12 protein-coding genes are annotated in these 11,670 nt (G+C 43.7%); 3 read left to right on the top strand and 9 right to left on the bottom strand.

Translation table 11 applies throughout. From position 1 onward, the window contains the following. Positions 1-387, bottom strand: a 387-nt coding sequence (locus tag AC0YNS_RS27015) for a class I SAM-dependent methyltransferase (protein WP_475784036.1), incomplete at its 3' end; no start/stop codon positions are given. A gap of 372 nt (positions 388-759) precedes the next feature. On the opposite strand from AC0YNS_RS27015, the gene AC0YNS_RS27010 reads away from it, so the two are divergent. Together AC0YNS_RS27010 and AC0YNS_RS27005 are read left to right on the top strand one after the other, a co-directional pair. After that, entirely contained in the window at positions 760-1,323 is a 564-nt protein-coding gene (locus AC0YNS_RS27010) for a sigma-70 family RNA polymerase sigma factor (RefSeq protein WP_475784035.1), read from the top strand. A gap of 121 nt (positions 1,324-1,444) precedes the next feature. Further along, positions 1,445-1,816: a DUF3600 domain-containing protein gene (locus AC0YNS_RS27005; RefSeq protein WP_475784034.1), complete on the top strand. Its 372-nt coding sequence runs from the start codon at positions 1,445-1,447 to the stop codon at positions 1,814-1,816. A gap of 307 nt (positions 1,817-2,123) precedes the next feature. Here the strand turns inward: AC0YNS_RS27005 and AC0YNS_RS27000 are convergent, their stop codons facing one another. Both AC0YNS_RS27000 and AC0YNS_RS26995 read right to left on the bottom strand, forming a co-directional pair. Beyond that, complete coding sequence (locus AC0YNS_RS27000) at positions 2,124-2,528, bottom strand: hypothetical protein (RefSeq protein WP_475784033.1); 405 nt, start codon at positions 2,526-2,528, stop codon at positions 2,124-2,126. A gap of 138 nt (positions 2,529-2,666) precedes the next feature. Continuing rightward, complete coding sequence (locus AC0YNS_RS26995; protein WP_475784032.1) at positions 2,667-3,629, bottom strand: phosphotransferase; 963 nt, start codon at positions 3,627-3,629, stop codon at positions 2,667-2,669. Positions 3,630-4,549: 920 nt separating this feature from the next. On the opposite strand from AC0YNS_RS26995, the gene AC0YNS_RS26990 reads away from it, so the two are divergent. After that, positions 4,550-5,641 carry a hypothetical protein gene (locus AC0YNS_RS26990; RefSeq protein WP_475784031.1) on the top strand — a complete coding sequence of 364 codons (1,092 nt, stop codon included), beginning with the start codon at positions 4,550-4,552 and terminating at the stop codon, positions 5,639-5,641. 225 nt (positions 5,642-5,866) lie between these two features. Here the strand turns inward: AC0YNS_RS26990 and AC0YNS_RS26985 are convergent, their stop codons facing one another. From AC0YNS_RS26985 to AC0YNS_RS26960, 6 genes are all read right to left on the bottom strand, one after another. Beyond that, positions 5,867-7,018: a hypothetical protein gene (locus AC0YNS_RS26985; protein ID WP_475784030.1), complete on the bottom strand. Its 1,152-nt coding sequence runs from the start codon at positions 7,016-7,018 to the stop codon at positions 5,867-5,869. A gap of 79 nt (positions 7,019-7,097) precedes the next feature. After that, positions 7,098-7,652: a hypothetical protein gene (locus AC0YNS_RS26980; protein ID WP_475784029.1), complete on the bottom strand. Its 555-nt coding sequence runs from the start codon at positions 7,650-7,652 to the stop codon at positions 7,098-7,100. A 17-nt stretch (positions 7,653-7,669) separates the two neighbouring features. Next, on the bottom strand, positions 7,670-8,155 hold the full coding sequence (locus tag AC0YNS_RS26975; protein ID WP_475784028.1) for an LNS2 domain-containing protein: 486 nt from the start codon (positions 8,153-8,155) through the stop codon (positions 7,670-7,672). Next, entirely contained in the window at positions 8,136-9,263 is a 1,128-nt protein-coding gene (locus AC0YNS_RS26970) for a RecB family exonuclease (RefSeq protein ID WP_475784027.1), read from the bottom strand. The genes AC0YNS_RS26975 and AC0YNS_RS26970 overlap by 20 nt, the downstream gene beginning before the upstream one ends. A 370-nt stretch (positions 9,264-9,633) precedes the next feature. Continuing rightward, positions 9,634-10,065 (bottom strand): single-stranded DNA-binding protein, encoded by a 432-nt coding sequence (gene ssb, locus AC0YNS_RS26965; RefSeq protein ID WP_475784026.1) that lies wholly within the window; start codon positions 10,063-10,065, stop codon positions 9,634-9,636. Between the two features lie 86 nt (positions 10,066-10,151). Continuing rightward, the gene (locus AC0YNS_RS26960; protein ID WP_475784025.1) at positions 10,152-11,549 is read right to left on the bottom strand and encodes a toprim domain-containing protein; all 1,398 of its coding nucleotides are present in this window, start codon (positions 11,547-11,549) and stop codon (positions 10,152-10,154) included. Positions 11,550-11,670 lie beyond the last annotated feature (121 nt).

Genomic DNA, 11,670 nt, shown 5'->3' with positions numbered 1-11,670 from the left:
TGGTTTTAAGACTCGATATACAGCATCAAACACCTTCTTATGGTCCTGAACATCCATCAGCATTACGCTAGATATTACATAATCAAAAGCACTATCTTCCAATTTATGTAGCGACATAGCATCATCTTGCACCCAAGTAACCTGATTTGTATGATTTTCTGCGTACTCCAGAAGCTTTTCACTTAAATCGACACCAGTTACCTTTACTCCAAGCAGAGACAGTTGATAAGCTAATTCACCTTGTCCACAACCGATATCACATACATTTAGACCGGCAAGATCAGATTTATCTTTTAAGTACTGCAAAATATATCTGTATGAGACACTAGGTCCCCCGGAGGTCACCATGTCGTTATATTGCTTTGCAAAGTCATTATAGCTCCCCATCTTCGCCCTCCTTTTATACATGTTATGTATATCAAAGCCCTTTACCAATACAAGATATTCCACTGAATCTAAAATTATCCTGCCCGTTAGCCATTCATGCATCTCTTCTTTGCACCACAGAGCATGAAAGTTAATTCGTTCTTTCATGGTAGTTGAGAAATGGCAGCCCTTATGCCAGATACCGTCTCTTGATGGTTATGGTTATTGAGCTATCGTGCCCCAGATTTTTCCCGGTGTTCCTCGTTTGGGAAAGCTCATGAATAAAGGCAAAGTTCTTAAAAAGATAGTATTATTAAAAAAATTCCTCTCTTACTGAACCTTTTTCCTTATAGGAGCGAATTAAGAGTTGTAACACGTTCAGGAGGGGCCCCTATGAATGATAAAGAATTAATTCCATTGCTTGAAAACGCGACGTTGGGCGACGAGTCGGCTTTTCAGCTTGTCTATCAGGCGACTCACCAAGATGTCTATCGGACGGTTGCTTTTCTCGTCTACAACAAACAGGACATTGAGGACATAGTGAATGAGGTTTATCTGCGAATGTGGCGGTCGTTTCACACATACGACTCGAGCCGGCCTTTCAAATTTTGGTTGCACGGTATCGCTATACATCAGGTCCAGGATTGGAAGAGAAAGGCTTGGCGGCGAATTCGACTCATTGAACGTAACCGCCAGACGACTGGCGAATATTTCGACTGGACAGACAAAACTGTCCTGCAGTCCGAAATGCAGCATGAGCTGTTCAGCCTAGTCCGCCAGTTATCTTACAAACTACGAGTGGTCATCATCCTGCGTTATTTGTACGACTATACGATGGAAGAAATCGCAGATATGCTGCAAATCCCCGTTGGCACAGTGAAATCCAGGCAGCACCTGGCACTGAAAGAACTACGAAAACGATTCAAAATGACGGGAGGAGACGCGTATGTCTATTGACAAGCAGTTACGAGACGAGCTTCGTCAGGTGGCAGATTCGATGCAATGCCCTCCCGATTTGTATGGACGTGTCCGACAGTCATATCAACACTATGCGAACGAAAAGAGAGGTAAATCTCCCATGAAAAAACGTATTCTCATTGGAATTGCCGCAATAGTCATCTTAATTCCATCCGCCGCATTTGCTGGTTCCTATCTGGCTAATGATATTTTCGGTTCTTCTACGACCATTGAAGAGCACGGCGGTACGCAGGAAGATTATAAAGAGATTGAGGGTATGCTTCAGACAGCAAAAGGAAAGCTCACGGAAGACGAGTTTAAGGAGTATACGGCACTGACCAAGCAGCTTGTGCAATTAAAGCTGAAAATCACCGATGAAAATGGGGTAGTACATGAAGAGAGACTGACTAAAGAAGAACAGCAGCAGTTTAAGCAGCTCGCCTCCAAGCTAGCCCCGTACTTCGAGAAGATTAACGAGACCTCCAAACCGTAAGAAAAAGAAGCAGGGGCCTCGTCCGATGTGGATTCGGTCCCTTTTTTCTGGTCAAGGGAGCTTACTTTCTGCGCTTCACGCAGCTCAATGGAGGTAAGGTCTACGAAGGTATACTCTTATCACTTAACAAGAAAGGAACCCGACGTATTCGTCGCCCTGCCCTAATGTATTCGCAAAATAAGTTACGTTAACCTGCCCGTTAGCGTAATGAAGGCTGCCGAATCAATAGTTCGACAGCCTCGTTGATGTTTATTAAACTATCGTTCCCGGTTAGCTTAATCATAGTATAATTTAGATAAGGTTTAGGTTAAGTGTATGGTAAAGCATATTGATACAAGTGACCTTCTGGAAGAAATAGAGGGGAGTCAGGATCGTCTTGGAAAGCGCCATGGATTTTATTCTCGCCTTCATTAGCTACGATTACGTAGGTCGTTTCATCTCCCCTCTTTTTAACCCAATCTCCTATCTTTAAGGTGGACAAATTAGGGTCGGTAACAGCTATGTTTACTAATTCATCTGTCCAAGTTTCCCCTTGATCCCTACTAACCATAAATAATATCATACGGGGCTCGTGACGACGGTCATTTATATAGGAGAACACTGCGTCCAGAATGACTTGTGCATCACTTTTGTCTATTTCGTAACTATTACTGAGAGCCGCCCTCCGTTTTTGCCTGCGTACTTTCCTTCTATCTATTTTGTCTTTACTCATCTCGGTCTCAACTCCAATAAATTCATAAATGTTTTTAAGCCAGCCACTCCATTTACAGGCAGCCTCGGCTTGTGGTGTGATTGAGCTATCGTACCCGTTAGCTTAACGTATTCGTCGGCTGACTTCACCACAATGATGTTATAGTTTACCGTTCTTCCCCATTATCATGTCAACGACTTGTTTCGCGAACGCAGAAAAGGATTCAATATGGACTGGACTACAATTAATTGCCCATCTAAGGTTATCAAAAGCCTTCAATAACAGAAAATGTCTTATTTCAGTAAAGTTTTCTTCGCTCAACCCGTACCCTTCAAGAAACGCTTTAAATTCTTCCATAGTTGGAGCTTCTGCTAATCCGAGTATTTGATAATGCATTAATTGAGCAACAGCTCCATGGGGTACTACGGTCACTGTTGCATTGCCCCAATCCAGCAAGCTAACTTGGTTTGTTTCATTGACAACAATATTCTTTAGAGATATATCACCATGAATTAATCCAAACCGAAACGACTCATTCTTCAGGTTTTCAAATAGCTTTTTTACTTCCTGCGATTCCGCTTGAGAGATGACTCCTAGCTCAATCAAGCGATCTCCATCTGTCAGACTATTGATATTATGTTGTAAATAACCTTGCCAACTACCGTCTGACCCTTCATGCGGCGGAGAAAAAAACACACCTTGCACTGGATCTAACAGTTTTTCTCCATACCCTTCTACTGGAATCGAAGAAATAAGCTCTGCATATTCGCCAAGCTGTCTCCATGCATATAGCTTAGAAACTGAACTTTCCACTCCGTTGTTACCAATTACAAAAGATTGAATCATGTACGCAGTTTCAGTTTCATTATCAACACCTACAGACAAGACTCTAGGGCTAGGAATCCCTACTTTAGTCGCTTGCTCGATACACCATTTTCCCTTGATATAGCTTGAATAAGTATCTTTGTTATTCATACGTACAACAACTTTATGATTGTCCGTTTCAACCACGCATATCTGATTCATGATACCTTTATCTACAATCGGATATGATGTTTTTACTTGCTCCTTTAGAAAATGGCTTGCAATTTTTTCTGCTTGTAAAACTGTAGTCTCATTCATCAATTTCTTTCCCCTCAGTTTCTTATGTTTAACGAAATTAAAGTAATAACCCTAAAACCACTTGTAAAGTAATTCACCATATATACGGTAGATAATGAGTTTTGTTGTGGTATTTATTGTAGTAAACTACCCGTTAGCTTAACGCCAGTGACAGTCTACAACTTTATTTTCACGGGCTAATACTTTTTTCAATCTAATACTTTATTTTCACTGAACAATAGCGAACGAATTACGGAAACGCCGGAGATCCTGTGAAGCACAAACGATTTTGGTTATGGTAAAAGAAAAACCGCCTCATGATCAGGGGCGGTTAATTCGTTCTCTTTGATCTCAAAAAAAAAAGAACTAATTAGTGATTTTAAGCACTAATCAGTCCTTTACAAAATACTCTTCTATGTTATTCCACTGTGATAACGCTTGGCTTCGGTGCATCCTCAAGATTAGTATCTAAATATGAACTCTGTGCGTGCTTCGAAAGTGCATTGAAAATGAAAAGTTTGACTGCCTCTTCATCGATCTCTTGATCAAATGTTATATTAACGGTAACAGTCCGAGATGACTCTTCCTTCATATTGAGGAGATTTCTCCAGGTTAACTGTGATTTAGTTGTATTATCCAAAGATAAGCCCCCCTTTATAATTGTAAATATCCAATTGTTCTCATTATAATACTCGTAATTAGAAAAGTCATCGACTATTCGACCTTACAAATGGCCCTTGACAATTTTTGATAGAGCTGTATCATAGATAATTTTACCACAGTATTAATTAATTCGCCATAGTTCGACATATTACGACTGAATTACTTATTTTTTCGACAAAATATGTCATAAGTGATAGGTAAGTAAGTTTGCTAGTTTCTCCATACTGGCTTAACATAAAAGTAAGTAAGCTACACAATTCTGTATCGAGGTGACCAACTTGAAGGAAGCGGGAAAACAAATTCTTTCTATATGCTCTAAACTCATTCTTTTGGCACTCATTGCATTCCCCGTTCTCGCGGGTATAGATTATTTCACCGACGGGCTGTTTTCTCCATACGAGCAGTACAAGAAATTGATCAGTGCAGCATGGACCTTATTTACGGCTCACTGGGTATGGGTAACGGTAGCCTTCACAACGCCGATTCTTTGCAAGGGAGCCTATTCTATATATGCACCATTAGCTGAAGAAATTCGGCAAAAGTTGTTTGAAAAGGAGATAATCCGGTGGTTTAATACGCCTTACATCTCTCCTTTACACCATTTTTATATGCTACGTCCCCCGCGGTGGATTCGGTGGGAAAACAACAATCCGTTCCGAAACACCTTTTACCCGTTTGTAGTCCAAGCATACCGGGATTTGATCTATAGACGATATGAATATAAGGTGTTCACCCCGGCGGGAAAACGGCCGACGATCTGGCAAGTTGTACCTCGCAAAGCCTGGCTCAGTTTAACCATCTTCACGATGATCCCCTTACTAATTCTGGCCAATAACATAAAACAGAATGGTACAAATCTTTTCGACGGTTATTATGCGCTGACCTTTCCGGTTCTTCTTGCTTTCTTGTCTAGAGCTGCTGTTTTGGCTCTCGCAATTAAGGATCACTCAAACTGGAAACAAATCGATAAGCTAGTGAAGGAAACATTTGGTGAGGTTGAACCAAAAACCCGATGGATGGAACTATACCCGAATCGAAAAGCAGGTAAAATTATCTTGGAGACATGGAAGGCAGAGTGTCGCCTCCGTCAGGACCGTGATTATCAATACAGAGCAACTCGAAAACTGGATACGAGCTCACCACTTCATTATCCGGTGACCGGACAGATGAATTATGCATACGATAACCCTTCCCTGCCTACTTGCCCATATCCTGAAGAGCACATTCCTGATTGGGCAGAAAATTACGACTCCATGTATCAGGGACTTCAAGAGGAACACCAGGAGAAACAGCGTGAGGAGATCAGAGAGGTTGCTAGAGCGTCAGGTGGCAAGGTAGTAGCATTAGAGATGAAACGCCGACGAAAATAAGGCAATAAGAAAAACACCCCTTCGGAAGTCCGTTGGGGTGTTTTTCTTATTGGAGTAGTGCAAAAAAATGAACTAGCTTTATAATTCCCAAAACAGTAACTATTAGACCCGTTACCTTTCGGTATGTTTTTCGAACTAGGAAAACCGTGATCATTAATGCAACAACCAATACTAGCGGATTGTTCAAAAATGAATTTACATCTATCATTCTTATACACCATCCTATCAGAATAATGAAAACTGAAGGTTTCTTCTGGAGTATTTGGGGAGGATCGGCAGCTGCATCTCATGTCCTGCATATTCCTCTTCAAAACGGTTAAGATAGCTCAAGTTATAGGCAAAACAATCTTCTCCACTCCAATCCGTATTTACCTTATCTGCCGGTACTTGACCGTTCTCCGTAATTAAAAATCGCTTCCGGTGACTCCAAATCGGGGCAGTAGAATCGGCGGAGAAAACGGGGTAGCGCAGAATCTCCGGAGACGAAAAGCCGAGGATATGGAAATTACAATTAGGGTGTCTCTCGAATACTCGGTCTAACACCTCTATTCGTTCATCAGCTGAAGCTTTTGCCAAACCTCCGATACAGATAAAGTCTACTTCAGACTCATACTGGTGCACGATACGATCGAGCTCATCCAAAGGACTATGAGCGTGCCAGACAGGGATCGGTATTACTCCCGCCCTCTCCATCACGAGTTGGTGCACCTTCGTCGCTACCGGGCTTTTGAGGTCATCCAGGTTAATCCAACCATATAATATGTCACGGTGACGCTTGATAAAGTGGATTAGATGCCTTACATTAATTGGCTCAACTCTTCTACCTCTCTCCTGGGCGCTGAATAGTGACCAAGCGCCTGAATCAAGAAGAATCTTCACTCCAAACTTTCTGCAATATGAACGAAAATTCTCGTTTAGGTCATCTCGCAAATGAAAATACGAACATAGAATTACTGATGTGCCCATTTCCTTTGCTAACCCGATTTTCCGAGGATCCCGGTCCATGCCGGCCGGTATGAAACGAAAACCGCGCATGCTTAACCGCAAACCTTTTGGAGTGAAACTTAACTTGGATACCTGAACAAAGATCAGTCGAAGCAGTCCCATGAGAAACGAATTAAAATGCGAGAATTGCTCCAGCTGCTTCCGCATCGTCGTCCTTCGAAAGAGAAGGAACGAAATGGCTTTCCTTACTTTTTCGCGAGGTATGCTATAAGAAGCTTTCTCCGCAGCAGTTTTGAAGCAGAAAGTCATCTGCGTCACCTTTTCAATAACGTTCGTTTTGCCGGTTCCCGTCATGCATACCATATCACCAGAGGAAAGCCGCTTGATGAAGCGGCGTTCCCATTCCCGGGCCTTGATGTCAAAATAATTCAATTGACTTCCACTGCCTTTCACTCAAAAATATGAATACTCTTCTGATTAATCTACAAAGTAAACTAGTTTACCTAGTAGACTATCTCGCTCCAACTGTAATCGCCACTAGCGGCGGCCATTCTAGTCCGTAATCTCGAAGAACGAGCGTATGACCAGATGGCAACGTTATGGCGACATGAGAGGCATGATCACTCGGTTCAAATCCATTCTGCATCAAGATATCCAGGATAGTGCCGGCATCCACTCGCTCGACATATACAGCTCTAAGGCTGCCACTTCCCTGTTCCGGATCACTTCGAGAAATCAGGAGTGCATTTCTCTTATTTTCGGGCGTCTCATAATAACACTTCTTATGCCACGCGGAGATCCCCGACATCGCGAAAGCCCCTAGCTCTCTGCTGGAGTCAGGCATCGCTTCCGAACGTTCGATTTTTTGTTGACTATTTGGATTCGCTGGACTCGGGTGGCGAAAAACCGGGTTTCCGACAATACGGCCGTACCCGTTATATTCCCCTTCCGCTTGACCAAACAATTGGCCATGACGGACATGCTGCAAGACACACCATTCGCCGTGTTTTCCATCAAACCGAATGTTTTTACCGCATCGGTTGCAAATATAGCTTAAATTCCCCATCTCTGTTCTCATCGTTCTTAAGCCATGTTCCGCAGCTGCGGAAACATATCCCATCTCTCAAAACGATTGGCATAACCCTCGTTATAAGGTTTTGCAGGAACGAGAACGTTAACTAAATCTATTAAGCGATCAATTTCGTGTGGAGCATCATCCGCCATAAATATAGGCTTGTACTGTTGAATGACTGAGCGTTTATCTGATGTGCAGATTATTATCCCATCTGGAAAGCCATTCAGACGAAGCCAATGTCTGGTGAGAGATTCAAACCACGCTGATCGAGCGGTAATGTATATGATCTTTGAACCAGCTTTGTAAAGGCTTTGGAGGGCGTCTGCAGCACCGTCAATTGCATCGGCACCTGCAAACACAACCGGGTTCATCTCAAAAAAATTAGATTCTAGCGGGAAGGGGTAAATTTTCTCCGAGAAATCTGTAACCCGCTTCTTAATTTCACTAGCCGTATCAGCCAGCGTGTTATCGATGTCAAACGCAAATAGTGGCATCACTCTTCTCCTCCTTAAATTCTGTAAAGACAAATGTTGAACGGGGATTGGTAAATGAAGCATTCGACTTGAGGTAGCCGGTTACATCAGATTCAACCCATTCTTTCACCTTCTGGGAGTTGGCTGTAATAACGTCATCCACATTAAGGCCGTGGTCTTCAGCAAACTGCCGCAGAATATCAAGCGGAATTTTTGGAGTCGGATCGCTCAATTTAAACTCCCATCGTCCCATCGGTAAATCTATTGGCGACTTGACGCTCTTCGCATAAGATTTGAGCCCATCTTTCATCTTTTTCAGTGCCTGCTCCTGAAACAGCAGATATTGGCCTATGAGTGCGGCTTCAGCATCATTTATTGGTATGCCATTTCCAGGCAAGCCATCAACAAAACCTGCAGCGCAAAGAGAAGAAAACGGACAAAATTCACATGTTTTTCGGTTGTTGGTCATCGGATAATTGTTCATATCCGTCCCGGCAGCCTCTATTTTTTGTACCAGACTCACTACCCATTCTCGCGTTTGTTCTAGCATTTCATCGGTGAAGAAGATCTCCGAGTCCGCATTTGCTACCCGTGGGAAGATCAGCATCCCTTTGAATGAGGTCGGAACAAATCCACCGCGCATCTCCTTGAAAAGAAGCCCGTAGAGAGGTAATTGTTTCGTTGAAGAAGCCTCAAACGGAGCCCAACTCGTTTTCAGATCCGCGATAATGACTTCATCGTTAGCAGGATCTTCGATAATCAAATCGAGGTAGGCCTGAACAATGATTCCGGGTGCAATTTCGATCTTCAGGTGAGTCTCTGAAGTAATGTCGGAGAACTCCCCCTGAATCGCTGAAATGCGTCGGAATGCGTACTCAATCATTCGGATCAAATCCGATGCTCGCTCTCCTTCCGGCAGACCACCGTGTTCGTGGATGCTGAACATGACGGAATCCTCAGGACTATGTCCCTCGTTTATGAGATTGCTAAAAGCGAAGTGAAATATCTTCCCTATAAGAGCAGGGAGCCCCGACGGGTCTGGACGGCCTTCGATATATTTGTGGTAGCCCATTCTCATGCAGCTCTCGTATGTCGTAAGACGCGAATGGCTGTAGACTTTTGTGCTCATACACACTCTCCTCTCAAATAAAAAAAGGAGCCTTCCCCATCTGGAAAAGGGAAAGACTCCTACACAATCCAATTATGGTTTTTGCGCCACCATTCGAACTGGGGCAATTTCGGAATGCGAATCGCATCGTAAATCGTGACGATTCCTACATTGTTCTTTCAATTCTAAGTAGATCGTACTTAGTGCTTCGTCGTGCTGGTGAATGGAATCAACATCAGGACGGGCCCTAAGCTTCTCTATCTTGGAATTGAGTTTGGCTATTTCAGCCTGCAATGTGGTAACGTGACAATCTGCACAATAAACAAGGGCTGTCTTTCCATGGTTACAATGCATCGTTTTTATTCCTCCCTCTGATTACACTTCGCCACTATCAAAATGGCAAATCATCTTCAGTGATATCGATCGGACGCCCATCATCAGAGAATGGATCGCGATTACTGTTCCGAGACGCACCTTCAGAACGGCCTCCATAGCTGCTACTACTGCCATGGTTTGCCGCACCTTCATCACTTGAACCACTTTCGCGGTTACTCGATTCCAAAAAACGAACGTTGTCGGCAATGATTTCCGTCACATAGACGCGCTTGCCTTCGTTGTTCTCGTAATTCCGTACCTGAATACGACCTTCAACCGCCGTTAAGCGGCCTTTACGCAAGTAGTTCGCGCAAGTTTCAGCCAACTGCCGCCAAGTGACGATCGGGATAAAATCCGCTTCTCGTTCACTTTGACCGCCGCTCGTAAACTGGCGATCTACCGCAAGCGTAAATTGCGTGACGGCGATTCCGGTCGAAGTATATCTCATTTCAGGCTGCTTAGTTAATCTCCCTATTAAAATAACTCGGTTCATACTTTAATAGACAACTCCTTCTAGTAAATGAATTAGAATATTTAGATAGCCACAGGGGTACGTACTTGTGTGCGGGGATTTACCTCAATCGGCAGTTTGCCTTTAGAGAGGATATCATCCAAACCTTTTCCGTCCGCGATGTTCCAGATCCAGAAGACCAGTTCGATTCCATCGTTTTCGAGGATTTCCTTTGCGAACTTAATGAGGTTTTTGAATACCTCTTCGTTTTTTTTCTTCTGCCCGTCCTTCTCTTTCGCTACAAATGCATCAGCATCATAAGCGACGATCACTTTTTTAACTCCCCACTTTTTCAAAGCGGGTAGAACATCACGATAATTGCCGACACCAGGCACGCCGACAACTGGTTTCTTCAGGATGTTCGCCGAGATGAATGACTTGTGTTCTCCCTCGGTTATAACGACTGAATCAAATCCGATGATATCGGTGATTTCGTCTCCTGGTTCCCAATGAGCCAGCTGCTGGTATGGCGGAACGACATTGATGTGATGACTCGAAGACGCTCCACCCCAACACATCTTATGCGGTTCAGCATTAATGTCGAGGGTACGGTCCAGTACCTTCAATTCTGTAATTTGGCCATCAGGATTGCGAACAGGAAGAATGTTCGGACCGGAAGAAAACCATGTATATTTCTTCTTGTCTTGACCTGTTGCCATCCGAAGACGGACAATGTAGCCGGAATCATCACGCACTGGTATGAAATACTTCCCGTAGGCGTTGATGGTCCAGTACCAGTCCTTTTCGTTGAGCCGATTACCGTCTTTGCGGATCCGCTTTGTAAACCCTGGAATTCGCTCGAGCGAAAATCCTTCTTTTAGCAGCGTGTCCACAATGAGTTTGGTTTCCTGCCAAGTGACTGGAATGGAGCGAAGACCAAAGGCAGTTATCTGATCCTTCGTGTACTTACGCTTCGTAGCCCATTCCTGTACGTGCTCTCGGTAAATCGGGCATAATTCAAGAAAGCGCCGATATACACGGTCACATAGTTGGGCTGGCTGTGCCGGAACGTCCTCAAAAACAGTGCTAGGTTCTGCAGGAGTCTGCATTGCAGGCTGCCTTTTCTTTCGCGAAGTTTCTTGATTCGTAACGTCATAATCTATGGGAATACCCATGAGTTCGCAAACATCGATTACGGCATCTACAAAATGAGTTCTTGGATCCCAACAGCCCCATGTAGCCCACGCGTAATACTGAAGTGCTTTTCCCTTCGCTCCACATCCGCCGCCACCATAACACATGAAAATACCTGTCGATTTTTTGATGTACGTATCGGGGGTTCTTTCAACGTGACTTGGATTTGGACAGCGAACTTGAATAGAGCCACTTTGCGCCTTCGTCCAATGTCCCATCTGCATGGCGAGGTCATACGTATGTACGCGCTCTACTGCATCAATGGTGCTTTGAGATATTTTTGGCATTTGCCAACCTCCTTCTTCGTCGTAAAATTAGGTCAAAAAAACAAAATGACCTCGTTAGCCATCGACGTTTTTGCACACAAAAATAAGGTGTGTGCTAGTCAATACCTAACGAGGTCATTCT

This window comes from Paenibacillus sp. J22FR21 (genome assembly GCF_056269135.1).
This window is presented reverse-complemented; position numbering and strand designations above follow the sequence as displayed.

Bases quoted from the DNA above. Each gene is read 5' to 3' on its own strand.
- AC0YNS_RS26975 (WP_475784028.1), bottom strand. From the start codon at position 8,155: ATGCCACTATTTGCGTTTGACATCGATAACACGCTGGCTGATACGGCT.
- AC0YNS_RS27010 (WP_475784035.1), top strand. From the start codon at position 760: ATGAATGATAAAGAATTAATTCCATTGCTTGAAAACGCGACGTTGGGC.
- AC0YNS_RS26995 (WP_475784032.1), bottom strand. From the start codon at position 3,629: ATGAATGAGACTACAGTTTTACAAGCAGAAAAAATTGCAAGCCATTTT.
- AC0YNS_RS26960 (WP_475784025.1), bottom strand. From the start codon at position 11,549: ATGCCAAAAATATCTCAAAGCACCATTGATGCAGTAGAGCGCGTACAT.
- AC0YNS_RS27000 (WP_475784033.1), bottom strand. From the start codon at position 2,528: ATGAGTAAAGACAAAATAGATAGAAGGAAAGTACGCAGGCAAAAACGG.
- AC0YNS_RS26970 (WP_475784027.1), bottom strand. From the start codon at position 9,263: ATGAGCACAAAAGTCTACAGCCATTCGCGTCTTACGACATACGAGAGC.
- AC0YNS_RS26980 (WP_475784029.1), bottom strand. From the start codon at position 7,652: ATGGGGAATTTAAGCTATATTTGCAACCGATGCGGTAAAAACATTCGG.
- AC0YNS_RS27005 (WP_475784034.1), top strand. From the start codon at position 1,445: ATGAAAAAACGTATTCTCATTGGAATTGCCGCAATAGTCATCTTAATT.
- ssb (WP_475784026.1), bottom strand. From the start codon at position 10,065: ATGAGATATACTTCGACCGGAATCGCCGTCACGCAATTTACGCTTGCG.